Here is a 24,347-nt window from a genome sequence, read left to right as displayed (position 1 = left end):
GTATCGATGCTTTTCGTTCCCGCCATGCACCCCTGCAGAATACTATTTATGTAATTATATCATTACCTTATCCCAAAATTCCTAAATTTTGGCCCAATATCAGCCGATAGTTGGAGGAACTGTTGCCGACAAACCCGATTATCCAACCATCATATTGTAAATTCTGGCGTTTCCGGGAGGTATTTTTTTGGCGGCGGATATCGAAAAGATCCTTGTCGATCGACCGGAAGGACTGTGGGATCGCGACGCATCGCGGCGGCATTTTTCCGATCTCGGGCAACGATTGACGCGAAGTCGCCGGATTTACGGCAAGGGACGCGTGCTGGTCGACCTGTCGGGGACACTCGTTCAGCCGCAGGAGGCGTTTTCCTATGTCCAGTCCGACCTGGCCGGCATCCTCGCCCCCGCCGACCGGATCGCCTTTGCTGGCGGGGGCGCGCTGTTGCGGATGCAGAAGAAACGCCTGACGCTGCCCGCCGAGACCGGAGTTTTCGAAAAGGTCGAGGACGCCCGGTCATGGCTGGAGCAAGGGTGACGGGGCGTCGCGCCTATTCCGCACCTGTCCAGGCATAGCGGCCGGCGGCGAGGTCGTGGAGCACCCGCCGGATATAGCGGACCTTTTCCAGCGGTTCGCGCGACAGCGCCGAATAGGTCAGATATTTGCGCGCCAGCAGATAGCCGTCGGGTGTCTTTTCCAGCACGCCGATCAGCTCGGCAAGCACCGCATGGCGCCACAGCGTCGGATAGGGGAAGCCGTCCAGCGCCTCGACCTCGCGCAGCGTCGCCGGGCAGCGCAGATCGTCGGGCGGCACGTCGTCCGCCCCGCCATATCGGCACCCCAGCACGGGATCGTCGGTCAACCGCACGGCGTTCAGCACGGTGACCGCGCCGATCAGGTACAATGTCATCAGCGCGGCGGGCTGCACCTCGCTCAATTCGAACACCGACAGATAGATGTCGAGCGCGGCCGCGACCCGTTCGCGTGGAGGGCGGTCGGCGCTGCCGGCCGGCGGATGGATGCCGCTCACCTCGAACCCGGCGATCAGCGCGTCGAAGATGTCGACCAGCGCGTCCGACAACCGGACGATCGCCGGCAGCGTGTCGAACCCGGGCACCAGATAGAAGCTGTTGCCGTCCGCCTCGCAGAAACCCGCCGCGATCAGCGCACGGCCGGCGCGGCGCACGGTTTCGCGCGGGCGGTGGAGCGATGCCGACATCGCCTGCAGACTGAACTTGCGGCCGTCCCCCTTCAACGCCGCGCGCAGCATCAGCATCAGCACCGCCGAGCGATGAAAATCGCGCCCGGCGGCGACGAACGCCGCCGACTGGGCGCGCAGCTGGAATGCGTTGATGACCCGTGTCGCGTGGCGCACGGGAAAGGTCGAACCGATCCGATCCATCCTGGTTCTTCATATCGTGAGCGTGGGCCATGGCCCACGTTCAGCCCTGCGTTCAGGGGGTGACGAGGGCATAGACGTAGAAGTTCTGACCATCGGCGTCCTGATGGATTTCCTGCAACGTCAGGAACCCGCCATATTCGCCCTTGAAGGTGATCGAACCGGCAGAGTCGTGGTAGCCGTTCGGTCCAGGAGGTGCCGACAGCGAGAAGGCGGTATAAGCTTCGCCGTCCTTCATCCATCGGTTCTCATAGTTGACCGACGAATTGATTTCTGTGCTGCCCAGTGCAAAGGTCGTGACGATGTTGATCGACGTCACGGCCCCCTCGATCACGTCATTGCCAAGATTGAGGCCCAGCGCATTGTCGAACAGGACCGCTCCATATTTCATCGAGAAGCTATCATCGCCGATTGCGCTTTCCATCCCGGGGCCGAAATGCTCGACGAAGTTCATCTTCGTCTGAAAATCGGCATAGGCATGTTGACCGTTCATCTCGCCCAGATAGCGAAGCGCCCCGATCTTGCCATCTTCGTTGCTCAACGATAGCTGGTCGTTGCCGGCCTTCTTGCTGTTGATGCGATCGACATCGAGCAGGCCGTTCTTTCCAAAGCCGATAATGCCATCATTGTTACCGTCGAATATCTTCTTTCCCGTAATGATACTGTCGTCACGGCCGAAATTCTTGAAATAATCGTCACCGACATCACCATCGGCAATCACGAAAGCCATGTTATCCGGCGCACCGAGGTCATCGCCGTAATAGACATCCTTCTCATTATTGGCGACGACATCTTGCTGATAGGCCGTTTTGATCAGCGTGTCCTTGCTCATTACCATGTAAGCCCCCTGTCAATCGATATCGGATACGATGTTCGTGAGGGGTGGCGTAGGCCGCGACCGGCACCGGTCGCAACAAAGTGCATACCCAAAATGAGAGCGTCACGACCGCGTCCCGTTTCGGTACGCCGTTGACCCTGTCCCCCCTTGCGGCTGCTGTCAGCGCGACCTTCGAAGGACCGGGCGCAATTGCGCGTGGCTATCCCACCCGCCTGAAATGAAATTTGCGGACGAAGGGGTCGCCCTTGTCGTCGACATCGGCGGCGGATTCGGTCATTTCGCGGCCGTCAGGGGCGATGGTATAGACCCGGACCGATGCCGGCATCCGGTTGCGCGCGAGGTTCATCACCAGCACGTTCGGCGCGGGCAGCAGGAAGGCGGCGCTGTCGGCCTCGCTCGTCTCGCCCTCGCTGCGCGCGGCGCGGCCGTCAGGGCGATAGGCGGTGGTCATGTGGCGGACGCTGTCGTCCTGCGCGGTGATGTCGACGGTCAGCCGCGACCGGCCCCCGCCGATATCCTCGAACCTATAGACGACGCGTCGGGGCGGGGTGCCATAGGTCGCGGGCATCCGCGTCAGATCGAGTTCCCAGCGGCCGAGGATCGGCGATCGGGCGGGGACGGCGGTGGAGGCGGGGGCAGGCCGGGCGACGGCGCTGCCGGGGCCGGCGGCCAGCAGCGCGAGCGGCAACAGGATCATTCGGCGGTGATACGACATGCGGCGTCTCCTTTGGGGTAACGACCAGGCGCGACCGTCCGTCCCCCGCGCGGACGACGCAGGGTGGTGGACAAGCGGCCTTCGAAAAAATTCAGGCGGTCCGCTCGACCTCGCGCGACAGGTCGGCGTGCCAGCTCGACACGATCAGCAGGATCGCCAGCTCGACGCCGACGACCGCGCCCATGATGAGCGACTGGCGGACATTCAGGAACAGCGCGCCCATGAACACGATCAGCGTGGTCGACGCCGCCAGCGTCCGCGCCGACCAGCGCAGCGCCCGCGTCCAGTCGCGCTCCAGCATCACCCAGGCGAGCCGGACATGGCCGATGCCGATCGCCAGTTGCAGCAGCGCCAGCACCGGCCCCGCCGACTGGTAGAAGGGCCAGAGCCATTTGGTCGCCATGCCGTCGAGCAGCGCGCCGGCAAGGCCGTGGTTGCCGGGATAGAGATAGGACAGGCCGAAGCCGACGCACGCGATCTGGAGCGCGGCCATCGGCAGCAGGATGCCGATCGCGACCGCATAGCTGGTGAGCAGGAAGCGGCCATGGCTGCTGGCCAGCGCCGCGCGCCATGCCGCGATCAGGCAGCCAAAGGCGAAGGACAGCGTCTTGCCCTCCGCCGCCGCGGCCGCGACTTCGCCGGCCATCGCCCGCGCCCAGCCTTCGTGCCGTTCGCCCATCGTCGCCGCCGCCAGCGCCAGCATCGCGCGGGCCAGGAAGGTCGTCATGCCAACGCCTCCGTCCCCGATGGTGCGTCGTCCGCATCGGCCAGTTCCATCGCCAGCGCGAAACCGCTCGCGGTCAGGCGATAGACATGGCGCGGCGGGCGCCCGGGCTGGGCCGGCGCACACCATTGCGCCTCGACCAGATGCTGGTCGGTCATGCGCATCAGCAACGGATAGAGCGTGCCCGACGACAGGCCGGTTTGCTTCAGCAGATCATAGCCATGCCGCCCTTCGCCGCGCTGCTGTGCCAGCGCCGCCAGCACGCGCCGCATCTGTTTCGAGGGTTGCCGGTTTCGTACCATGACCGAAGAACAACATATGTAGATTTAAGAGTCAATCGGCCGGATGAGCGGGTCCGGCATGCCATCGCCCCTTGCCCCGCACGGCCGATCGCCGCTATGGGCGCCACATTCGCAAGGACCCGGTGCAATTCCGGGTGGCTATTCCGGCCGCCGATCCGCCGGACAACATCGCACATGACCTGAACCCTGCGCTCGATGGTGGCGCCATGTGGCTTGATGTGGATTTTCCATGACCTTCGACCTCATTTCCTATCGCCGCCAATGGTTTGGCGGAGCGGCGCAGATCCGCCGCGACATTCTGGCCGGCATCGTCGTCGCGCTGGCGCTGATCCCCGAGGCGATCGGTTTCTCGATCATCGCCGGGGTCGATCCGCGCATCGGCCTCTATGCCTCGGTCGCGATCGCGATCACCATCGCCGCTATCGGCGGGCGGCCGGGCATGATCTCGGCGGCGACCGCGGCGGTCGCGGTGCTGGTCGGGCCGCTGGTCCGCGATCACGGCGTCGAATATCTGTTCGCCGCCACCATCCTGATGGGGTTGATCCAGATCGCCGCGGGATTGCTCCGGCTCGACCGGGTGATGCAGTTCGTGTCGCGGTCGGTCATCACCGGCTTCGTCAACGCGCTCGCCATCCTGATTTTTATGGCGCAGCTGCCGCAGCTGATCGGGGTAACGTGGCACAGCTATGCGCTGATCGCCGGCGGCCTTGCCATCATCTACCTGCTGCCGCGCGTGACGCGGGCGGTGCCGTCGCCGCTGGTCGCGATATTGGTGCTGAGCGTCGTCAGCATCGCGCTCAACCTGCCGGTCAACACCGTTGGCGACATGGGGAAGCTGCCCGAAGGCTTGCCGAGCTTCGCATGGCCGCAGGTGCCGCTGACGCTCGATACGCTGCGGATCATCCTGCCCACTGCGCTGACCATGGCGGCGGTCGGTCTGCTGGAATCATTGCTTACCGCGCAGATCGTCGACGACATGACCGATAGCGACAGCGACAAGCGGCAGGAATGTGCGGGCCAGGGTGGCGCCAACATCGTCGCCGCACTGTTCGGCGGGATGGGCGGCTGCGCGATGATCGGGCAGTCGGTCATCAACGTGACCTCAGGGGGGCGCGGGCGGCTGTCGACCTTCGTCGCCGGGGCGTTCCTGTTGTTCCTGCTCGCCGTTCTGGGGCCATGGGTCGGGCGGGTGCCGATGCCGGCGCTGGTCGCGGTGATGATCATGGTGTCGATCGGCACGTTCAGCTGGAATTCGCTCGCCAATCTCCGGCGCCATCCGCCGACCTCGTCGATCGTGATGCTGGTCACGGTCGCGGTGGTCGTCGCGACGCGCGACCTGTCGCTGGGCGTGCTGGCCGGGGTGCTGCTGTCGGGGGTATTCTTCGCCGGCAAGGTCCAGCGGATGTTCGCGGTCGAACGGATCGTCGGGGATGGCGGGGTCACCTACCGCGTGACCGGCCAGATCTTCTTCGCCTCGGTCGACCGCTTCCGCCGCGCCTTTGGCGTTGAGGGGGCGGTGCCGGTGACGATCGATGTCGCCGCGGCGCATTTCTGGGACATTTCGGGCGTCGACGCGCTCGACAAGATCGTCGCCCGGCTGCGCCAGAACGGTGCCGAGGTGACGGTGGCCGGCTATAACCGCGCCAGCGCCGATCTGGTCGACCGCTTCGCGCTGCACGACAAGACCGGGGTCGAACTGGGCGTCGTGCCGCATTGATGCGCGCCCGCACCGCTGCGGATCGATACGCCCACGGCGCCGCCTGCTCTCGTCGGAGAGCATCGCGCCGGCGGTAGCCGGTGCGTCCCGTAAGATCGGCGGGGGTGGTGATTCTTGGCTGTTTCTTCCTCTCAGCATTGTGGCCGTTAGGCCGGGCGCCGTCGGCCGGCGAGGCCGACGACATTCGTCGTCTGATCAAATGATTCAGGTAGGGGTTGCGGATCGCAATGAGACTCGCACGCGGCACGATCGATCGCCGCGCCCAGCGAAGCGAGCACCCGGCCGAGCGCACCGCCTAGCGTCACTTCGGCCAGCTCGCGGCAACTGAGCGTTGCGCGCATCGCCGCCAGCTCGGCCGCTGCCTGTGCCTGATGCGCCACCGCATCGTCGGGCAGCGGCGCGGGATGGAAGCGGCGCGGCAGGAAACGCAGCAACGCGCCTGGTACTAAGGCGCGATAGATGTTCGACGTCTGGCGATAGCGCGGCCCCGCGCCCTGGTTGCGGCAGAAGCGCCGCTGGCGGACGAGGAACCCCGCCGCCTCCAGCGCCGCCAGCGCGCGCGCGACCGTCGCCCGGCCGAGCGCGGTCGCCTTGGCCAGATGGTCATAGGTCGGGAACACCCGCCCGCCGTTCAGCCGGGCGAGGGTGCAGATCTCCTCGAACACCCGCACCGCGCCTGCGGTCAGGCCGCACAGCGCCGCCTCGGCCGCACTCAGCGCGCGCCCCTCGGCCCGCGCCGCCCGGCGCCGGGCGCGGCCGGCATCGAGCGCGGCGCGCGCCATGCGCAGCAGCCGGTCGGTCTCGCCCTTCGCCGGCACCGCGAAGAAGCTGTCCTCGACCGTCCCCGCCTCGACGCTGCCGCGCCGCACCGGTGCGCCGGTACGGTGCACGCCGCCGCTGCGTTTGCCATGCGCCGGATCGGCCATGCGCGCGATCGCTTGCGCCAGGATGAGCGCCATCATCGTCCCCTTTGTCCGGGGCCGTGACCAACAAGCAAAAAAGGGGTGTGGCGCGAAACGCGCGTCCTTGAACCGGCAAGCGATCGAAGGTATTGGAGAAGGCCTGCTACAGCCGGTTCGACGTTTGGCGACGTCGCTCCAAAACCTGGGACGCCCGGCCTTCGTGCCGGGCTTTCCTTTATGTGGTCACGGCAATTCCCTCGTCTGCCGGCCCCGCTGCCGGTCGCAGCGACCTTTGCAGATCAAATCCAACATCGGAAGCGTTCCCGGTTCGTGCTTTCGGGTAGTAAAGCGGGAATTACGTTCGATTCGGCGCAAATTGCCGCGGCCGATTCGTGCTTTCGGATAGGAATATGGCGGTATGTTCGTGCTTTCGGGTAGCAAATACCCCGTCGCATTCGTGCTTTCGGATAGGAATTAGGCGGCGTTGGCATCCGCCGATTCGGCCGCGTCCGAATCACCCGCTTCCTCGCTGCCGAGCGCACGCGGTCGCCGGGTCAGCACGACCTGCACCGGCGTCGCCCGCCGCCCACGCCTGGGCGCCTCGCCCTCGGGCGCGTCCTGTTCGATCAGCTCCAACCGATAGTCGGGAATGCTGTCCGCTGCTGCTATCTGTTTCAAAGCATTACGAAAATTGGCGAGCGGGTTCTGATAGCCGATCTGTAGGCGAAAGGTCGCGAGGTCGGTTTCCAACCGTTCCTCGCCGCTCGATCGCGCCACTTCATAAATGCGCCGTTCGATCGGGCCGAGCTGGAAATAGGCGGCGGCATAGTCGAGCACATGCCGGTCGAGCAGAATCGCGCGGAACAGCCAGTCGCACAGCCGCACCTTGACCGCCTTCAGCCGCCGCTCGCCGCCACGCGTGCGCGAATAGTGCAGCTTGGCCTCGGACAGCCACGAGAAGAAGCCTTCCTCACCCTCACCCCCGGCTTCGATGTTGGTCTTGATCTGCGTACCCTGCAGTCGTTCGAGCGCCTCCGACAGTCGTCCGTATGATCGTGCCGAATGATTTGCCCCGGTCACCGTGAACAGATCGTGCGCGGTGAAGACAAAGTCCTGCGTCACCGTCTCGCCGATCTCGATCTTCGCCAGCATCAGGCTGGCGATATACAGCACGATTTCCTTGTCATAGATGGTCGCGACGCCGCTGGCCGACGGCCGTACTTCGATCGAGACCGCGTTTGCCTGATAGGTCAGCGGCTTCATCCACGCATTCTTGGCCAGCGCAAAGAATGGAAACGCCATCAACGACCGCTCACCGCGGATTTCGGCGGTCAGCGGACTGTCGAGCCGGAACAGATCGCCCTGCGGGCGGGCCGGTGGCTTGGCGGGTGTACGCGGGGCGGGGGGCTTGCGGGTCATGGGGCTATTCTACTCGAAAGCACGAAGATGCGACGGGAAACCGGGCCTACCCGAACGCCGACACTGGCGGTGATCGCGCCCATTCGTGCTTTCGAGTAGGAAATGGTCGGACGGCACGTCGCCCGCCCGGCCGGGATCACCGGCGCGGACGCCCGGCGGTACGCGCCTGATCGCCGGCAATGGCGAAGGGCGAGGTCGCATTGGCATGCGGGTCGTAATAACGGTCTATGCGGTTGCGGATGCGCGACTGGACCCGGTTCTGGATCCGGCCGTTGATCCGCCCCATCGGCTCGATCCCGGCCTCGGCGGCGACCTCCTCGCGGGTCTGGCGCTGACCGGCCTGGCCAGCGGCCGACCGCGCGGTTTCGCCCGGCCGGGTTTCGGGGAGCGATTGCTGGATTTGCGCGGGTTGTTCCTGGCTATCGCCTTTATATCGATCCTGTGCCGTTGAAGACACAGCCACGACCAACAACAGACCCGAAATAATTGCAATTTTATTGCTCATAGCGTAATCCATGGGACGTCGCAAATTTCAACGTCTTTTTGGACGTAGTTGCACTTCATTAATCTGTCCGCTCAAACCCGCCAAGGTATCCGACGGTCGTGTAACGAGCTGAAGTTTCTGCACCGGACAATTCACAGGAACAATAAAATCCCCAGAGAATCGTCCTTTTTCTTGTGATGAATTCGGCACAGCGACCCGTCCTAATTCGTGGCCTTCAGTGCAAGCAAGCACCCAGTAAAGTAGCGCGCTACCGCCTTGCTCAATCCCGCTACTACGCCCACTCAAGGTATAGATACCGGGTTCCAAAATTTGCGTTTGCTGCAAGATCGGTCCACTCAAACTCGTCGGCACCGAGAAATCGAAAAATCCGCCTTGCCCACTACGTTGGATCGTTCCGACGATCCCGCCATCGGTTACTGACATCCAATCGAAGGGAGTAGGTGCGACAGGGCTCTCGGCAAATTTTGGATTGCGACTTTCTTTACGTTTCACATCGGGTGAAAACGTGGCGTACAAACGCCAAGCATCGTTGGTATGTCCTTCGCGAATCAAGCGTTCAACCAATATCGAAGATGCTTCGACTGGCAACGGCACCCGTTTTAAGTGCAACAGATATATTAAATTGGCAGTTGCTCGGGCATCAGGTGCGTTACTTACCGCCGACATGATGAACTGTTCACCCCAAGGAGGGCGTCCAGCCAGCGTACGAGCTAGTGCCGCGCAGATTTCTTGATCGCTAATCGCGTTTACCAGCACAGGAAACAAAATATCCGGTGCGATCCGCGAGGTACGTAGCGCGATATCGTAGTTGCGCAGTGCCCCCGGAATGTCGCCCCGCGCCACCGCATCTTCGTTCGCCCACAACCGGGTACGCAGGTCACGCCGCGACAGTTTTTCGGAATAGGCGAAGATGCGCCGTGCCCCCACCGTATCACCGCGTACCTGCGCATTAATGCCCAGCGTCGCGACCGCCGCCACTGCGGTCGGATCCTGCCGCAGCGCAAGCCGCGCCAGTTCGTCGGCGCGCCGGCGATCGGCAGGTGAGGCCTCGGGACCCGACAATTGCTCCGAGAGCAGCGCCGTGATCCGCCCGTCCCACGGTGCCAGCGCATGTGCCTGTGCCGGGGCGCTGCCGCGCATCATATAGGCCAGCGAATGGGCGACCGAGACACCGCCCAGCCCCGCCGCTGCGATCGCTAGCGCGCCGCGCACCGCCCATTCGGCCGCCGACCGCCGGGGACGGGTGGCACGGCGCTTTGGCATCAGCTCTTGGCCTCGGCGGCTTTGTCGCGTCCATAGCCATAGCCATATTCATAGCCATAGCCATAATGCGCCTTGCGCGCCTCGAACTTAGTCAACACCCCGCCGAAGATATGGGCGTTGGCCGAGGCAAGTCGCGCCAGCGCGGTCTTGACCAGTGTCGAGCGGATACCGTGCGATTCCACCGCATAGACCACGCCCTCGACCCGGCTCGCGATTAGCGGCGCATCGGCAAGACCCATGACCGGCGGGCTGTCGATCACGACATGGTCGAAATGTTCGTGCAACCGTTCGATCAGCAGCGACAGCCGGCTGCCGGTCAGCAATTCGGCGGCATTGGGCGGGATCGGCCCGGCCGACATTGCGGTAAAGCCCAGATCCTTCATGTCGAAGGTCAGCGGTGCGATATCGTCCTGCCCGGCGAGGAAGTTGCTGAGGCCATAATCGTGGCTGACTCCACCCAGATGATGGACCGAGGGCGAACGCATGTCGCCATCGACGAGGATCACCCGCTTGCCGCTGCGCGCCAGCATCGTCGCGAGCGCGAGGGCGGTCGTCGACTTGCCCTCAGCCGGGCGGGTCGAGGTGACCGACAGCGACCGCGGCACGCCATGTTCGGTAGTGAAGGCAAGGTTGGTCTGGATCGCGAGATAGGCATCGACCAGATCGGACTTGCGGTTGAGCAACGCTTCTTTCGGCGTGACGCTATCGACCTTCGGCACCGACCCCAACAGCGGCAGGCCGAGCCGCCGCTCGACTTCGCCTGGGTCGGCGATCGCCTCGTCCATCTGTTCGAGCGCAATTGCCAGCCCCGCTCCGATGCCGAAACCAGCAAAGAGGGCAATGGCGAGGTTGACAAGCAGGCGGGGTGATGACGGTTTCTGCGGCACATCGGCCTGATCGACGACCGACACATTGTTGACTCCGACCCCCCCGGCGACGCCGATTTCCTTGAAGCGCTGCAGCAGCCCTTCATACAAGGCGCGGTTGGTATCTACCTCCTGCTGGTAGATATTGTACTGGATCGACCGACGACGCAGATCGAGATAGCTGCCCTTGAGCTGTTCGACCCGCGCCTGCAACGCCCGCTCGCGTTCGACCGCGCCACGATAGTCGGTCTCGAGCGAGCCCGACACGCGGCGCTCCTCGTTGGAGATGCTGCGATCAAGTTGGTCGATCTGCGACTTGAGCGCTCGTGCGGCCGGATATTCCGGCTCGAACTGGATCAGCAGCTTCTGATATTCAGCGGCATATTCGGCACGACGCTGGCGCAGCGTATTGATCGCCTGGTTGCGAAGCGCTTCCGACGACGCACCGGCGCGGCCGCCCTCGCGGTACCGGGCCTCGGCGGCGATCCGCTCGGCGGTCGCCTGACTCAGCGCGGTGTTAAGCGAGGCCAGATCGTCAGCGACGATCGAGCGTTCCGACGTGGTGCCGTCACCATTCTGTTGCGCAGGCAGGTTGATGATGCGTTGCTGTGAGGCATAGCCGACCAATTGACGCTGGCTCTCATCAAGTCGTTCCTTTTGCTGGGCCAGTTGGCGCTGAAGCAGGTTACGACCATAGGACGTCGCCTGTAACTTACGCTCAAGATTTGTCTGAATGAAGGCCTCAGACCAAGCGTTGGCAACCTTCGCCGAAAATTCAGCGTCCGGGCTGGTAAAATGAATATCAACGAGACGCGACAGTCGAGTTGGCTCAACACTAAGATTAAGACGCAGAATTTCTCCTGCTATCCTCTGCCGATCTGCGCGACCATTCGACGGATAACGCCCGTTTACAATTTTAAACGCAGGTTCATCGCGTGATACCGCAAATAGTTCGTAGAACTTTGGATCGTCGATCAGTTGCAATTGATTTGCCACACGCTCCGAAATCGAACGCGACTGCAATAACCCATATTGCGTCTGATAAAACTCCTGGTCCGCTAAACTGGTCTCGCGTTCAACACTCTGAATATTGGTAACTTGGCTGGATTCCCGTGATATTTCGATCGTAGCGGTCGCGGTATATTTCGGGGTCATCAACAAGGTTACAATCAACCCGAGCACCACGCACGCAACCATCGCACCCAGAATGACATACCGCCACCGAAGTGCGATACGTAAATACTGACGTACTATGGGTACGTCGCCCGACAGCGGCTTGGTCAACGGCGCGATCGCGTCCTGTTGCGGGCGAGAAACAGTCATGTTCATGTGCTACGAAACCTTATTGCAGGATCGCAATGAGCGGGCCTGCCAGTAGCGGAGATAGCGACACGAAATCGCGGAACAGTCTACGCTGCGGGGAATCGCCGACGACAATCACGTCGTTGGCATATACTGGCGGATCGTCATATGCGCCCTGACGAATAGCCGCGACATTGTAGAGCCCGGCCATCCGACGCTCTCCTACCGTGCGCAGGATCACCACGTCATTCTGACGGGCGAATTCTGACAACCCCTTTGCGGATGCGATTACGCGCATCAATGTCATTTGGTTAGTGACCGGATACAGCCCCGGCTCGACGACCTGGCCATCGATCGTGACGACTTGGCTGACGGAATTCTTGATATTGATGGTTACGCCGGGGTCACGGACGTACTTTGCCCGCAGCGCCGCCTCAATTGTGCTGGCCAGTTCCTCAGCGGTTTTCCCGCGCGCATCAATCGTACCCGCCAGTGGCATGGCGATGCGTCCACCCGCATCTACTTGCATCTCGCGACTGAGATCGGGGACGTTGAAGACATCGACCTGAATAGTATCGAGCGGGCCGATCAGCGCCGGACGGTCCGCCGCCGTAAGATCGTTTCGCCCTGGCGGGGGCAGGACCGAACTGCCCTCGACAACGGTCAATCGTTCGGTCGTTTTCAATGGCTCCTGCCGGACGCATCCCGCAAGGATGCCTGCCATAAAAAGGGCGATACAAAACTTGCGCATGCGCTTGGGGAGTCCGGGATGCATATGGAATATCGCGGCCTATAGATGCTGGTCACTGCCGGGTAAAGCTGAGCGCGATGCGGTTTCCGCCTTTGCCAGCCACGTCGCGGCAATAACGACCAACGCCATCATGAGTGGAGTGCGAGCCGGGTAATCGAACGCGCTGGCGACGAAAACCAACAGCAGCACCGCCGATCCCAGACGTTGGAGCAATCGGTTACCGCGAGAGCGCCAAGCCCGTATGCTGGCGATCAGCCACCATCCTATCGCGACTGCAAGCAGGAACACGCCCGGAAGTCCGGTGTCGAGGGCGATTTCCAGATAATCGTTATGCGCATGGTTGAAATAGGTTATTTTCAACAACGAGAACGGTTCGTGCATCCGAAACAACGGGTCAAAACCACCCGCGCCCGCCCCAACCGGGAAATACATTGAAATCATGTGAAGCACGACCGGAAGACCACGTGTGCGCATATCGCCAGCGGCTTCAAGCGCGACCGCCCGATCGATGGAAATAGCGCGATCAGCTGCTATGCTCACCATGACGATACCCGTTGCGACAGCAAGCGTACCGATTATCAGCACCGGAAGAATCCAGCGTGGCTGATGGGAAAATGCTTGTCGCAGCCCATGACGCGCAAATGCCGATCCCAGGATCAGGGCCATTACACCAGTAACAATGCCCGCGCGCGAGCCGCTTGCGAGGATCATGAGGGCGAACAACAATATCAATCCAAGTGCGATTGGTCCGCGCTTGCGGACGCCCCGGCTTCCCGCAAAAGTCCAGACCGGCGCCATCAGGCAACCGATAGAAAGGAACAGTGCGAAATGATTGCGGTTAGCGAAATTTCCGCTGACTTGTCCAGGAGTGTCATTCACAAAAAGATTATTATAGCCTGCCCCCGAAAACTGCAGCAGACCAAGAAACATCGAACCAGCGATTAACAATAGAAGCAGATCCATTAAACGTTGATACTCTTTTTCTGTAATATTCGAAACGAGTAGCAAAACAATAAATGGTATACAGATAGAAAAGAACGCGTTGGACGTGGCACCGGGAACAATGGCCAGCGGTCGCCACGGTTGAGGAACACCGTCCAGCACTTGGGCGAAGGCAACCTCACTCCGGCCCGGCAACGCCGTCCATAACGCCGGCGGAAGCGGCACCAATTGCACAAGCAGCAGTAGCAGCGTAATCAACAAAATCGTGCCGACCGGCCATGTCGCCTTCAGCGATGGCTTCAGCCCAATCAGAATCGCAACGATCAATGACGCAAAGGCCGCCACGCGCACGACGACTTGCCCCAACAAATCAGGTCGGGATCCTCCACCGGCTAGCCAGAGCACAAACATCAATGCACCCAGAATAAGGAATGCCGGGCTAGCGGCGAACCGCGACCCCGGCCGCGATCGTTGATTGAACACTACGCTGAACACTCCCTACACGACCGATGCAGGCCCTACTACGCGGAGACGCCGATTGGCAAAGGCTGCGTTTCAAGCGAATGTTGCATTGCACACGCTACTTTGATAGCGGGCGACCGAGGAGGAGCAAACGCTCCAGCTTCAGCGTAGATTAACAATGTCTCTTCGCATTTCGTCCTCTGCCGCGCCCTTGGTATCGACCGCCGCTGCAAATCGGAAGAGGGCGCATCCGCATCAGAAAAAAACAGCATTTCTTCGCCTTCGATACATAATTCTCATTGGAATTATTGTTGCCATTTTGCTGCCAATGGCAGTCCGACAAATTACGACCGGCATTCCGATTGTACAGGCAACGCAATACAACACTGCACTTGGCGGCGTTGTTGCTCTAATCCTTGGGGTACTCGGATATAGACGACTACATATTTTTCCTGGGATTGCCGCTGGCAGCTACATCTTTATATCGCTTACGACGACTTTTTCGGTCCTAGCGGTCAGTTTCTTCATGATGCGGATCGACTATAGCCGGCTGCAATTTTTGAGCAGCTATCTGCTGTCATTGGCGCTGTACCTGTACATTCATCAGAAGATCGCGCTGCACCGCCGATTGCGGGTCGGCGTGGTGCCGAGCGCAGCAACGCTGCGATTGCCGACGTTCGACAATGTCGACTGGATTCTGCTGGAGCCCGAGGATAAGGCAGACGACATAGTCGTTGATGCAATTGTCGTCGACCTGCGCGCCGACCATGACGATTTCTGGGACACGCAGATCACGCATTACGTGCTGTGCGCGATCCCAGTCTATCATTTCAAGCAGGTCGTCGAGCAACTGTCGGGCCGGGTAGAGATCGAGCATTTGTCCGAAAACACACTCGGCGCAATCAACCCTAACGACGTCTATCTGAAACTGAAGGGGGCGGCAGACATATTGGCGGCGACGGTCCTGTTCTTGGTACTGCTCCCGATCATGCTGGTAACGGCAATAATGGTGAAACTTGATTCGCCGGGGCCGGCGATCTTCAAGCAGCACCGTATGGGATATCGCGGCAAGCCGTTCACCATCTACAAGATGCGAACGATGCGCGCCGAAGCGCCCGTTTCCGCAGCCTCCGACCGGCAAACGCTGAAAAATGCGATGACGCAGGTCGGCGATCCGCGCATCACGCGACTAGGCCAGTTTCTGCGCCGCAGTCGGCTCGACGAACTGCCTCAACTCGTAAACATCATTCGCGGCGAGATGAGCCTGATTGGCCCCCGACCGGAGGCGCTCCCCTTAAGCCAATGGTACGAGAAGGAAATTCCCTTCTACCATTATCGCCACCTCATCAAACCTGGCGTCACTGGCTGGGCCCAGATCAATCAAGGGCACGTGACGGACGTAGCCGACGTACGCGAGAAACTTCACCTCGACTTCTACTATGTTAAGAACCTATCGTTCTGGCTCGACGTGCTCATTTCGGTCCGGACGCTGCGGACGATGGTGAGTGGGCACGGCGCACGATGAGCGGCGGCGGGACGGCCTTTAATCACACTGCATATAGCGATCCTTCTCCAGTGCCTGGCGGTTTCGATCGCTCACGCGACGGACATGACGCTCGAAAACGGCAGCCCCGCCGGGCGCTGCGAGATTTACAAGGCATTGCCATTTCGGGAGTAGCCACAGTCCTTTGCAACGAAGCGGAAAGCCTGATTTAGAGCCTATTCGAAACGTCACAGATAGAGATGCGCAGAATAAGAGTTGCAGTTCGCTTCTCGTCTTGTTGCGTCATTATGGAAACCTGCGCTAGCAGGCCGCTGCTGTGACGGCGGCAAGCACCCCTAGCTCATAAGGCCTTCTTCCGCACCATGCTAACGATCGTTCGCCGCAGCCTCGACCTTGATCGTAACGTACTGAAGGTGCTGCTTTTCCGGCTCTGGACGATCCTCGCTGGTATCGTCACGATCATCGCCATTCCGCGCTTTCTGAACGGAGAAAGCCAAGGATATTATTATACTTTTTTAAGCATCGTCGCGTTGCAGGCACTTTTTGATCTCGGCCTGTCGCAAACAATAGCGCAGATTTCGAGCCATGAATTCGCATATGTCGATCTAAACCGGATCAATGACACTGGCTTTACGCCACATATAGCCAAGCTCTCATATATAAAGGCGACTGTCACACGCTGGTATCGTTGGGTAGGCGGAGCGTTCGTCATGATCGTCACCTTGGTTGGCGTAGCTTATTTTGCATTGTTTGGGGAAAAAGTTGACGAACATTGGCTAGGGCCATGGATCGCACTGGTCGTTACCACTGGCATCAACCTTATACTGAGCCCACGATTGGCGATTGTGGAAGGTGCCGGTTGGACCGGCACGGTGGCAGGTGTGCGCCTTGTGCAAAGCATGGCGGGCTATATGCTACTAGTGATCGCGCTCGCTGCTGGTGCTGGGCTCTGGAGCGCAATGATGGTGCCGTTCGCGGCCAATCTGGTGTCCTTGGCCTGGCTGCGCGGGCGTACCAATCCTTATCGAGCTATCCCCTCCTATCCGGCTACCGGACATAATCATGCGCCATGGCGTGCCGAAATCCTTGGGCTGCAATGGCGGGTCGCGATCGCTTGGCTAGGCGGATACTTCGCCTCTCAGGTGATTGTACCGGTGGTATTCGCGCTACAAGGTGCAGAACCCGCCGGGCGGATCGGTCTGGGACTGCAAGCTTTTGGAGCGGTGCAAGCGCTAGGGATGAGTTGGATCAGCGCCCGCGTGCCGCGTTTCGGCCAGTTCATCGCGCGCGGCGATCATCGTGAGCTCAAGGCACAGTTCGTGCGGGCCGCAGCGAGTGCTACCGGGGTGTCCGTGGTCGTTGCGGTCGCGGTGGTAGTGGTGCTTGCGGTGGCCCGTGACGAAGGCATGTTTCCAGTTCGACGAATTCCATCCGTACCGGCGACTGTGCTGCTGGCTGTCAATGCCGTTCTAGGCACGATCATCTATGCAATGGCGGCGTACATGCGGGCTCATAAAGAGGAGCCGCTGGTGCTTTCCTCGCTAGTTATTGGCAGCGTGACATTACTCGCGGCGATTGTTGGAGCGCGGCTGGGCGGCGATGCGGTGGTACTGGCCTATGCCTGTGTCACACTGCTCCTCAATTTGCCTTGGACGGTAGTGATATTCTCGCGCTATTATCGCCGGGACACTAGGGGTTTATTATGAATAAAGAAGCGTGGCTCGACGATGTCTACGGCGATTATGACAAATGGAAAGGCTGGTCCGGGAGCACTTCGGAGCAGGAACGCCGGCTGATTGATATTGAACTGGCGCGCACGGGCGTCACCCCGCCTGCGCGGGTGCTGGAGATCGGCTTTGGCACCGGCGCTTTCCTGCTCCATCTTCAATCGCTCGGCTATGAATGCTGGGGAATTGAACGGCGGGACGAACATGATGCCGCGCTCGAACGGCACGGCCTCACGATCCGTAGCGGTGACGTGTCTGATTTACCAAAAGGACACTTCGATCTAGTGTGCGCGATGGACGTGTTCGAACATCTCGAGAAGCCGGACATCATCGATATGCTGCGCAAGGTGCGCGCCGTGCTCAAGCCTGGCGGACGCCTGCTGGCGCGCTTCCCCAATGGCGCCAGTCCTTTCGGCGCAATGAACCAGTCGGCAGACCTCACGCACCTTACCTTGCTGTCTATCACGTCCTTTTCGCAAGCTTGCAGTATCGCCGGGCTTGAGATGGTCGGCGGATGGAATTCGGCGGTGAGTTGGCGCGGCGAGGGACTGCTACGCTCGATTGTCAAGCCAGTCACTCTTGCCGGTCGACGTCTTGTCGAGATTACACTGGGCGCGTTGTTCTACGGCGAGCACCGCCCGCTCGACATGAACGTGACAGTCTGCGCAGAACGCCGCGATGACCGTGTCGAAGGTGCCAGTGATCGAGGTTGACGCCTTTACGCTGCGGTGTTTTGGCAAGGGCAAGGCAATCATGACGCTGGTTGCCATGATCGCCGATTGCGTGCATGGCGACGGGATGAAGCGTCGTTCGTAATCCGTCCGGAATTGTGGACAGCAGGTAGCTCGATGACGCAAATATCCGCCTATTCGTGGCCCGTGCTTGCCTGATGATGCCTGTTTTTCGCACTGATCCATCATCAACGGGACGGCAGCGTCGTGTCGTCGCGGTTGATGCCCGAACGCTGTCGCAAACAGGCAAGGGAGTCCCGCGGTTCCTGGCCGAGACGTTGCGCGAACTGGCTGGCCACGACGAGCTGAAGCTGATCCTTTTCAGTAATCGCCCTCTGCATCCCGGGCATGCGCTGCCGCCGATCGAAACCTTTATCGACGACGCCTGGGGACGTATGCCGGGATCGCTGTGGATGATGGCGCGGCTGAACACGCTCGCGCTGCGGGCAGGGGCGGACACGGTATGGGGGCCCGCGCATGTGCTGCCGGGGCGGCGCGCCGGCCTCCGCAGTGTCCTGACCGTTCACGACCTAGTCCACCGGATCATGCCGGAATCGATGGGAACATGGAACCGGCGTATCTCGAAATGGCTGGTCGAGCCGTCGATTCATCGCGCCGACCGGATCGTTGCGGACAGCGTTGCGACCCGGGACGACGTACTGTCACTAGTTCAGCCGCAGCGACGCGACATCGACGTCGTGTACCTGGGCGTTCGCATCCTGAGCCCTGACGAGTTGGCGACCGCCCGCGACAGAGGGAGGCAAGCTGGCGCCACGCCCGACGCACCCTATCTCTTCTCCCTCGGCTCGATCGAGCCGCGCAAGAACATCGACGGCCTCATCCGCTGCTTCGAGCGGCTGCAGGTCCGGTGCCCGACACTGTCACTACGACTGACGGGTGCGCATAGTTGGGGCGCCTCGGCGACGCTGGCCGCAATCAGGTGCAACGACGCCTGCCATCTGTTGGGCTTCCTGAGCGATGGCGAACTGGCCGCGCAGATGGCGGGCGCCAGGGCATTTATCATGCCCTCACATTACGAAGGTTTCGGACTGCCCGTCATCGAGGCGGTCGGGCTGGCACCGATCATCGCCGCGGACATTCCGGTCTTCCGAGAGTTGGGGCAATTCATTGAAGGTATCCGTTTCGTCGACTTCACGGACCCTGACGCGGCCGCAGTGGACATCGCGGCCTTCCTGGCGACCAATCCGGCATCGGCGCGGTTCGTGAACGGCGGAGCCGAAATGTTCCGATGGCAGGAGACCGCGCGTCGCTATGCCGAGATTTTCTTGGCGGATGGCGAGCAGGTGCGCCCGTGACCGTGACGCGTAAGTTCGTGACCGCACACGTTCTGGCAGTGACGCTGACCGTCGCGCTGGTGATGATCTACGGCGTGGTTCCAGCTAATCCTGAATTGTTCGGCGTACCGCCGTGGCCGACTTTCATGCTGCACGAATATATCACCGGAGCATTAATGCTCGGCGTAATCGTCGCCATCGTCGGCTATGGCACCCGCCACATCAGTTCAACGCGTGAACCTATCCCTGTCCATCCGATGATCGTGATCGCTGTGTTCGCGGGCGGGTGTGTCTGGCTCAGAGAGCATTCCTGGGTCGACGTTCGCGAGGGGTTCGAGGGTAGTATCTCGGCGGTATTTCGAGTCCTATGGTTCGTGATAGTCATAAATCTCCGGCAGGACCGGATGAGCGTTGCGAAGCGAATGGTCTATGTGCTCGCCACCGCGATACTAATGTTCTTCGATCAGTCCCGCACCTATTTCCTAATTGCAATGCTGGTGCTGCTTGCCAATTTCAATTGGATAGCAATCATCCCGGCACTGGTAGCGGCGTTGATGGTAGCGGCAATACGCTCCGACCAGAACTACGGTTTTCTCCACTCGATCACATTCGCAGTCGGTGGCGAAGGCTATCTGGGCAGTCAGGGCGTCTTTCAGGTACTATCGCTTCCCGAAGGCGGGCTGAACTTCTCCATTCCCGCGATCCAGGCCCTGTTCGCGCCTGCTACCGCCCTAGTGACGGTGATCGCCAAGCGCTTTGATTATCCCGCCGATCTATTTGATTCTAGTACATATTTGGGCAACTATATCGAGGCGCTGACCAACCAGCCCTATCCACCGATGGGTGGTTTCTTCATCATGTCGGAATTTATCCGGGCCGGGTGGTTCGGGGTCGTGTGCATCGCGCTATACATGACGATCGTTTTTGTTCTCACCAAGCGGCTATTCGACACCACGGAGTTCCCAATCGGTTCCTTCATTGCATTGCTGGCAATTAAGAATTCGCCAATGACCTATTGGAACCTCGTGCTCGTAGTGGTCGTGTTCTCCTACATATTCCGCCAAGCCGGCCGAATCCTGAGATCAGTGCAGGTCAACGACGCGTCGCTTCCGTCATCGCTCCCCGGCGTAGCTGGAGGTGAGCGATGATCGTCAATCTCGCCAATCTCAACGCCTCCAACGGCATGTTCTGGTACGCAATCGACAAAATCAAGACGTTGGGTAACACGCCCATCACTGTACTGGTCAACGCCCGGCTCGCACCGCTGGTCCGCAAGGAATTACCTAATGCCGCCGTTGCGGAGACAGAGCGCGGTGCCGCGGTGCGGAAGATCGTTACCGCCAAATTGTTGCGGCGGTCCCGCGAGAAGGTCGTAACCTTCACCTCACATCCGTTGCCGTTCGTACCTGACCAGACCATTGCTTTCTACGACGATTATCCGTTCGCTGGACGGGCGGGCGCGCTGAAGCGCGCCTTGTTCACGCTGGCGGCGCGGACGTCGTGCTGCCGAGTTGGGATCATCAACCGCTCGCTGGCGATGCCGTTTCTGGCCGGGTGCGGCATCCCTGCGGAGCGAGTCTTCTTCGACAGCGCCTTCCCGGCCGTCGATCTGCAGCAGACCCGGACGCGTACCGCCGAGCCGAGCACGCCGCTGCGGATCGGGCTGGTCGGCACGGACTCGCGCAAGAAGAATTACGCCGAAATTTTCGCTGCGACGATCGCGCTGGAGCTGGTGGGCGACGTGCGGTTCCTGCTATACGGGGCAGATAATGGTTATGTCCGCGAACTGCGGGCCGATTTCCCGGCAATCGACCTGACCGTGATGCCGTCCGACGACGTCGGGCCGGTCGCATTCTTCGACGGGGTCGACTATCTGGTCAGTGCTGCGCGCGCGGAAGGTTATGGCCGCCCGATGGGGCTCGCCGCTGCGTTAGGCGTGCCGCTGTTCCTCCTGCGCTCGCCGGTGTTCCTCGAATTCTTCGGCGAACACGCCACTTTCTTCGACGATGCGATCACCCTGATGCGTTACATTGCCGATACACGACCGCCAGCGGTCACCACGACACCCCGCTTGGCTCATGCCGCACCTGAGAGGAGTCCGTTCTTTGCCTGATGGCAAGAGCCTCGATGGCGTGGTCGATGTCTGGTGTTCGGTCGTCGCTTACAAGACACCGGCCGAAGAGATCGAGCGGCTCGCCGCCACGCTGGCGCACGCACGCGTGACGGTAGCGCTAACGATCGTCGACAATGCTGGGACGTTGCCCGACGCACTGCGACTACCCGACGGGCTGATGGTCGAACGCCTGTTGCCGGGCCGCAACCTTGGCTATGGCCGCGCGCACAATCTGGCCATCACGCAGTCACGTGGCCGCTGCCGCTATCATCTGGTGCTCAACTCCGACATCGAGTTCAACACCACGGTCATTGATGCACTGGTCGACTTCATGGACTCGCGCCCGACCGCCGGGCTGGTCATGCCGATGGTCCGTTATCCCGATGGCGAGTTGCAGCATCTGTGCCGACTATTGCCGAATCCGATTACGCTGATCGGGCGGCGGTTTTTCGGCAGCACGCAATGGGCGCAGCGGCTCAATGACCGTTACGAACTGCATGACTGGAGTTACGACGAGATCGCCAGCTTCCCGTTCCTGTCAGGTTGCTTCATGTTCATACGCCGCACCGATTTGGACAAGGTCGAGGGGTTCGATCCGCGCTTCTTTCTGTATGCTGAGGATTTGGACCTATCACGTCGGCTCCATATGGTGGCGGAGACACTCTTCTACCCAGACGTGTCAATCACGCACGAATATCGCAGCCTCAAACGACGCAGTTTGCGGCAATGGGTCTATGCTCTGACCAGCCTGACGCAATATTTCGGGAAATGGGGCTGGGTGCTGGATGCGGAGCGCGACCGGATCAACCAGCAGACCGTCGCCAGCATCCGTTACAAAAACTAAAAATTTACTTTAATCGGAATTAGGAAACGATCGGCCATGACGAAGCGTGCACTTATCACCGGGATTACCGGGCAGGACGGGGCGTATCTGGCGCAGCATTTGCTGGCGCAAGGATATGAGGTGCACGGTGCGGTCCGACGTTCATCACATGGTGGCGTCGCGGACCATCGGTTGGTTTGGCTGGGCGTCCTGGACGACGTGGTACTGCACGATGCCAACCTGGTCGACATGGCCTCGCTGGCGCGGCTCATTGATCAAGTAAAGCCCGACGAGTTCTACAATCTAGCAGCGCAATCTTTCGTTGCGACGTCGTGGCAGCAGCCAATCCTGACCACGCAGGTAACGGCACTTGGCGTCACCCATGCGCTGGAGGCGCTGCGGCTAATCAAGCCGGACACCCGCTTCTACCAGGCATCGTCATCCGAAATGTACGGCCTGATCCAGCAGGATATGCAGAGTGAGAAGACGCCCTTCTATCCGCGTTCACCCTATGCAGTTGCAAAATTGTACGGCCACTGGATCACGGTCAATTACCGCGAGAGCTTCGGAATGCACGCATCGTCGGGGATACTGTTCAACCACGAGAGTCCGCTGCGTGGCCGCGAGTTCGTCACGCGTAAGGTTACCGATGGTGTGGCACGCATCAAGCTGGGCCTGACGAACGAGCTGCGTCTCGGCAATATCGACGCCAAACGTGACTGGGGCCATGCGCGCGATTACGTCAAGGCGATGTGGATGATGCTGCAGCAGGATCAAGCCGATGATTATGTCGTGGCCACCGGTCGCACGACGACGGTCCGTGATATGTGCCGGATCGCTTGCGAACACGCCGGAATTGATATGGACCAGCATATCGTCATCGACCCGGAACTGTTCCGCCCGGCCGAAGTCGACGTGCTACTGGGCGATGCTGGCAAGGCGCGCGACAGGCTTGGCTGGGAAGCCGAAACTTCGCTCGAGGACATGATCTGTGAGATGGTCGACGCCGATCTTCGCCGGCTTCAGGATCCGATCGCCTATATCCCGCGCTCGCCTGCGCTCTGATGATGCAGGCACCTCTCGCCTATCGATCGATCTTGCTGACAGGTGCCGGTGGCTTCGTCGGCCGGTATTTGGTCCCTGCCTTGCGCTCACGAATGGCCGACGATGCAACACTGCATTTTATGGATCGCACGGGGTCCGCGCCTGTAGATCTACTCGATCCGATCGGTGTGCACGACCTGATCGAACGGGTGCGTCCCGATCTGGTCGTCCACTTGGCAGCGCAATCCTCGGTCGGCCAGTCCGCTGGCAAGGCGGCTGATACATGGCGCGTCAACGTTGGCGGCACCGTCAACTTGGCGCAAGCCGTCGCTACTGTCAGTCCTGAATGCGTTTTCGCTTTTGCCAGTAGCAGCGAGGTCTATGGCGCGGCATTCAACCATGGCACTGTGACCGAAGAAACTCCGCCGCTCCCAATGTCGCCCTATGCCCGGTCGAAGCGGGCGGCCGAAGATGCACTGTCGGATATCCTTGGCGAAAACAACCGATTGATCCTTTTCCGACCTGCGAACCATAGTGGCGCGGGACAAGATACGCGTTTTGTGCTGCCCGCATTCGCAAAACAGATTGCCTGCATTGAGGCGGGCACGATCCCGCCGGTAATCCGGGTCGGATCGCTGACCGCGGAACGGGACTTCCTAGACGTACATGATGTCGTTGATGCCTATCTCCGCGTTCTTGCAGCGCCCGTTATGGCAAGGAAGACAGTATTTAACATCGCTTCGGGTTGCCCCGTTCCGATAGGACGCCTGCTCGAGATCCTACTGACGTTGACCACAAAAGGGGTTACCGTCGAACAGGATCCAGCACGGATGCGCGAAAGCGAAGTTTTCAGGACGTCAATCGCGAGCGATGCAATTCGAAACGAAGTCGCATGGGCACCGTTGATTACACTGGAGCAGACGGTTGCAGACGTCCTCGCAGATTGTCGCACGCATCGACGTAAGGAATGACTGGGCCGAAAGCCGTCCCCGATCACCGCTTCCG

At 60.7% G+C, this 24,347-nt stretch carries 24 protein-coding genes and 1 other annotated feature; of the genes, 12 read left to right on the top strand and 12 right to left on the bottom strand.

The features are described 5' to 3' along the window. Positions 1 to 283 precede the first annotated feature (283 nt). The gene (locus ACTHQV_RS17255; RefSeq protein ID WP_440491979.1) at positions 284 to 535 is read left to right on the top strand and encodes a hypothetical protein; all 252 of its coding nucleotides are present in this window, start codon (positions 284 to 286) and stop codon (positions 533 to 535) included. Positions 536 to 548: 13 nt separating this feature from the next. Here the strand turns inward: ACTHQV_RS17255 and ACTHQV_RS17250 are convergent, their stop codons facing one another. The 5 genes from ACTHQV_RS17250 to ACTHQV_RS17230 form a co-directional block, all read right to left on the bottom strand. Further along, positions 549 to 1,400, bottom strand: a complete 852-nt coding sequence (locus ACTHQV_RS17250; RefSeq protein WP_440491978.1) for a hypothetical protein — start codon at positions 1,398 to 1,400, stop codon at positions 549 to 551. 52 nt (positions 1,401 to 1,452) lie between these two features. Next, a complete protein-coding gene (locus ACTHQV_RS17245) occupies positions 1,453 to 2,229 on the bottom strand; it encodes a hypothetical protein (RefSeq protein ID WP_440491977.1) in 777 nt (258 codons plus the stop codon). Between the two features lie 205 nt (positions 2,230 to 2,434). Beyond that, positions 2,435 to 2,950 (bottom strand): hypothetical protein, encoded by a 516-nt coding sequence (locus tag ACTHQV_RS17240; protein WP_440491976.1) that lies wholly within the window; start codon positions 2,948 to 2,950, stop codon positions 2,435 to 2,437. A gap of 91 nt (positions 2,951 to 3,041) precedes the next feature. Further along, positions 3,042 to 3,677 (bottom strand): hypothetical protein, encoded by a 636-nt coding sequence (locus ACTHQV_RS17235; protein ID WP_440491975.1) that lies wholly within the window; start codon positions 3,675 to 3,677, stop codon positions 3,042 to 3,044. After that, positions 3,674 to 3,946 carry a PadR family transcriptional regulator gene (locus ACTHQV_RS17230; RefSeq protein ID WP_440491974.1) on the bottom strand — a complete coding sequence of 91 codons (273 nt, stop codon included), beginning with the start codon at positions 3,944 to 3,946 and terminating at the stop codon, positions 3,674 to 3,676. The genes ACTHQV_RS17235 and ACTHQV_RS17230 overlap by 4 nt, the downstream gene beginning before the upstream one ends. A gap of 101 nt (positions 3,947 to 4,047) precedes the next feature. On the opposite strand from ACTHQV_RS17230, the gene ACTHQV_RS17225 reads away from it, so the two are divergent. Continuing rightward, complete coding sequence (locus ACTHQV_RS17225) at positions 4,048 to 4,209, top strand: hypothetical protein (protein ID WP_440491973.1); 162 nt, start codon at positions 4,048 to 4,050, stop codon at positions 4,207 to 4,209. Beyond that, positions 4,089 to 4,144, top strand: a sequence feature (sul1 is cis-regulatory element that is thought to sense ions involved in sulfur or methionine metabolism; They are found in Alphaproteobacteria). (Overlaps the previous gene by 56 nt.) Next, on the top strand, positions 4,206 to 5,693 hold the full coding sequence (locus tag ACTHQV_RS17220; RefSeq protein WP_440491972.1) for a SulP family inorganic anion transporter: 1,488 nt from the start codon (positions 4,206 to 4,208) through the stop codon (positions 5,691 to 5,693). Before ACTHQV_RS17225 ends, ACTHQV_RS17220 begins: the two co-directional genes overlap by 4 nt. Before the next feature lie 146 nt (positions 5,694 to 5,839). Here ACTHQV_RS17220 and ACTHQV_RS17215 read toward each other — a convergent pair whose 3' ends face one another. The 7 genes from ACTHQV_RS17215 to ACTHQV_RS17185 all read right to left on the bottom strand — a co-directional run bounded on the left by ACTHQV_RS17215 (position 5,840) and on the right by ACTHQV_RS17185 (position 14,054). Further along, entirely contained in the window at positions 5,840 to 6,652 is an 813-nt protein-coding gene (locus ACTHQV_RS17215) for a helix-turn-helix domain-containing protein (RefSeq protein ID WP_440491971.1), read from the bottom strand. A 417-nt stretch (positions 6,653 to 7,069) separates the two neighbouring features. Beyond that, the gene (locus ACTHQV_RS17210) at positions 7,070 to 8,014 is read right to left on the bottom strand and encodes a replication initiator protein A (protein ID WP_440491970.1); all 945 of its coding nucleotides are present in this window, start codon (positions 8,012 to 8,014) and stop codon (positions 7,070 to 7,072) included. 136 nt (positions 8,015 to 8,150) lie between these two features. Next, a complete protein-coding gene (locus ACTHQV_RS17205; protein ID WP_440491969.1) occupies positions 8,151 to 8,519 on the bottom strand; it encodes a hypothetical protein in 369 nt (122 codons plus the stop codon). A 27-nt stretch (positions 8,520 to 8,546) separates the two neighbouring features. Further along, positions 8,547 to 9,782, bottom strand: coding sequence for a hypothetical protein (locus ACTHQV_RS17200; RefSeq protein ID WP_440491968.1), 1,236 nt, complete (start codon positions 9,780 to 9,782; stop codon positions 8,547 to 8,549). Beyond that, positions 9,782 to 11,977, bottom strand: coding sequence for a GumC family protein (locus ACTHQV_RS17195; protein ID WP_440491967.1), 2,196 nt, complete (start codon positions 11,975 to 11,977; stop codon positions 9,782 to 9,784). The genes ACTHQV_RS17200 and ACTHQV_RS17195 overlap by 1 nt, the downstream gene beginning before the upstream one ends. 13 nt (positions 11,978 to 11,990) lie before the next feature. Then, a complete protein-coding gene (locus tag ACTHQV_RS17190) occupies positions 11,991 to 12,674 on the bottom strand; it encodes a polysaccharide biosynthesis/export family protein (protein ID WP_440491966.1) in 684 nt (227 codons plus the stop codon). Between the two features lie 66 nt (positions 12,675 to 12,740). Then, the gene (locus ACTHQV_RS17185) at positions 12,741 to 14,054 is read right to left on the bottom strand and encodes an O-antigen ligase family protein (RefSeq protein WP_440491965.1); all 1,314 of its coding nucleotides are present in this window, start codon (positions 14,052 to 14,054) and stop codon (positions 12,741 to 12,743) included. Between the two features lie 577 nt (positions 14,055 to 14,631). Here ACTHQV_RS17185 and ACTHQV_RS17180 point away from each other — a divergent pair. The 9 genes from ACTHQV_RS17180 to ACTHQV_RS17140 all read left to right on the top strand — a co-directional run bounded on the left by ACTHQV_RS17180 (position 14,632) and on the right by ACTHQV_RS17140 (position 24,313). Then, positions 14,632 to 15,630 carry a sugar transferase gene (locus ACTHQV_RS17180; RefSeq protein ID WP_440491964.1) on the top strand — a complete coding sequence of 333 codons (999 nt, stop codon included), beginning with the start codon at positions 14,632 to 14,634 and terminating at the stop codon, positions 15,628 to 15,630. Between the two features lie 341 nt (positions 15,631 to 15,971). Next, on the top strand, positions 15,972 to 17,315 hold the full coding sequence (locus tag ACTHQV_RS17175; RefSeq protein WP_440491963.1) for a hypothetical protein: 1,344 nt from the start codon (positions 15,972 to 15,974) through the stop codon (positions 17,313 to 17,315). Further along, positions 17,312 to 18,049 (top strand): class I SAM-dependent methyltransferase, encoded by a 738-nt coding sequence (locus ACTHQV_RS17170; protein ID WP_440491962.1) that lies wholly within the window; start codon positions 17,312 to 17,314, stop codon positions 18,047 to 18,049. Before ACTHQV_RS17175 ends, ACTHQV_RS17170 begins: the two co-directional genes overlap by 4 nt. 176 nt (positions 18,050 to 18,225) lie before the next feature. Next, positions 18,226 to 19,383 carry a glycosyltransferase family 4 protein gene (locus tag ACTHQV_RS17165; RefSeq protein WP_440491961.1) on the top strand — a complete coding sequence of 386 codons (1,158 nt, stop codon included), beginning with the start codon at positions 18,226 to 18,228 and terminating at the stop codon, positions 19,381 to 19,383. Next, entirely contained in the window at positions 19,380 to 20,510 is a 1,131-nt protein-coding gene (locus ACTHQV_RS17160) for a hypothetical protein (protein ID WP_440491960.1), read from the top strand. The genes ACTHQV_RS17165 and ACTHQV_RS17160 overlap by 4 nt, the downstream gene beginning before the upstream one ends. Further along, positions 20,507 to 21,475, top strand: a complete 969-nt coding sequence (locus ACTHQV_RS17155) for a hypothetical protein (RefSeq protein ID WP_440491959.1) — start codon at positions 20,507 to 20,509, stop codon at positions 21,473 to 21,475. Before ACTHQV_RS17160 ends, ACTHQV_RS17155 begins: the two co-directional genes overlap by 4 nt. Then, positions 21,468 to 22,319 (top strand): hypothetical protein, encoded by an 852-nt coding sequence (locus ACTHQV_RS17150; RefSeq protein WP_440491958.1) that lies wholly within the window; start codon positions 21,468 to 21,470, stop codon positions 22,317 to 22,319. Before ACTHQV_RS17155 ends, ACTHQV_RS17150 begins: the two co-directional genes overlap by 8 nt. Positions 22,320 to 22,355: 36 nt before the next feature. Beyond that, the gene (locus ACTHQV_RS17145; RefSeq protein ID WP_440491957.1) at positions 22,356 to 23,363 is read left to right on the top strand and encodes a GDP-mannose 4,6-dehydratase; all 1,008 of its coding nucleotides are present in this window, start codon (positions 22,356 to 22,358) and stop codon (positions 23,361 to 23,363) included. Continuing rightward, positions 23,363 to 24,313, top strand: a complete 951-nt coding sequence (locus tag ACTHQV_RS17140; RefSeq protein ID WP_440491956.1) for an NAD-dependent epimerase/dehydratase family protein — start codon at positions 23,363 to 23,365, stop codon at positions 24,311 to 24,313. Before ACTHQV_RS17145 ends, ACTHQV_RS17140 begins: the two co-directional genes overlap by 1 nt. The last annotated feature ends 34 nt before the right edge of the window (positions 24,314 to 24,347 follow it).

Source organism: Sphingomonas sp. SAFR-052 (assembly GCF_051965015.1).
Taxonomy (GTDB): Bacteria; Pseudomonadota; Alphaproteobacteria; order Sphingomonadales; family Sphingomonadaceae; genus Sphingomonas.
Note: the sequence above shows the minus strand (reverse complement) of the source record. Positions and strands in the feature narration are given on the sequence as shown.

Coding starts and splice junctions, on each gene's coding strand:
- ACTHQV_RS17200 (WP_440491968.1), bottom strand. CDS start 9,782: ATGCCAAAGCGCCGTGCCACCCGTCCCCGGCGGTCGGCGGCCGAATGG.
- ACTHQV_RS17185 (WP_440491965.1), bottom strand. CDS start 14,054: ATGTTTGTGCTCTGGCTAGCCGGTGGAGGATCCCGACCTGATTTGTTG.
- ACTHQV_RS17230 (WP_440491974.1), bottom strand. CDS start 3,946: ATGCGGCGCGTGCTGGCGGCGCTGGCACAGCAGCGCGGCGAAGGGCGG.
- ACTHQV_RS17175 (WP_440491963.1), top strand. CDS start 15,972: ATGCTAACGATCGTTCGCCGCAGCCTCGACCTTGATCGTAACGTACTG.
- ACTHQV_RS17140 (WP_440491956.1), top strand. CDS start 23,363: ATGATGCAGGCACCTCTCGCCTATCGATCGATCTTGCTGACAGGTGCC.
- ACTHQV_RS17165 (WP_440491961.1), top strand. CDS start 18,226: ATGATGCCTGTTTTTCGCACTGATCCATCATCAACGGGACGGCAGCGT.
- ACTHQV_RS17220 (WP_440491972.1), top strand. CDS start 4,206: ATGACCTTCGACCTCATTTCCTATCGCCGCCAATGGTTTGGCGGAGCG.
- ACTHQV_RS17190 (WP_440491966.1), bottom strand. CDS start 12,674: ATGGCAGGCATCCTTGCGGGATGCGTCCGGCAGGAGCCATTGAAAACG.
- ACTHQV_RS17195 (WP_440491967.1), bottom strand. CDS start 11,977: ATGAACATGACTGTTTCTCGCCCGCAACAGGACGCGATCGCGCCGTTG.
- ACTHQV_RS17155 (WP_440491959.1), top strand. CDS start 20,507: ATGATCGTCAATCTCGCCAATCTCAACGCCTCCAACGGCATGTTCTGG.
- ACTHQV_RS17170 (WP_440491962.1), top strand. CDS start 17,312: ATGAATAAAGAAGCGTGGCTCGACGATGTCTACGGCGATTATGACAAA.
- ACTHQV_RS17240 (WP_440491976.1), bottom strand. CDS start 2,950: ATGTCGTATCACCGCCGAATGATCCTGTTGCCGCTCGCGCTGCTGGCC.
- ACTHQV_RS17205 (WP_440491969.1), bottom strand. CDS start 8,519: ATGAGCAATAAAATTGCAATTATTTCGGGTCTGTTGTTGGTCGTGGCT.
- ACTHQV_RS17250 (WP_440491978.1), bottom strand. CDS start 1,400: ATGGATCGGATCGGTTCGACCTTTCCCGTGCGCCACGCGACACGGGTC.
- ACTHQV_RS17245 (WP_440491977.1), bottom strand. CDS start 2,229: ATGAGCAAGGACACGCTGATCAAAACGGCCTATCAGCAAGATGTCGTC.
- ACTHQV_RS17210 (WP_440491970.1), bottom strand. CDS start 8,014: ATGACCCGCAAGCCCCCCGCCCCGCGTACACCCGCCAAGCCACCGGCC.
- ACTHQV_RS17180 (WP_440491964.1), top strand. CDS start 14,632: ATGATGCGGATCGACTATAGCCGGCTGCAATTTTTGAGCAGCTATCTG.
- ACTHQV_RS17145 (WP_440491957.1), top strand. CDS start 22,356: ATGACGAAGCGTGCACTTATCACCGGGATTACCGGGCAGGACGGGGCG.
- ACTHQV_RS17235 (WP_440491975.1), bottom strand. CDS start 3,677: ATGACGACCTTCCTGGCCCGCGCGATGCTGGCGCTGGCGGCGGCGACG.
- ACTHQV_RS17215 (WP_440491971.1), bottom strand. CDS start 6,652: ATGGCGCTCATCCTGGCGCAAGCGATCGCGCGCATGGCCGATCCGGCG.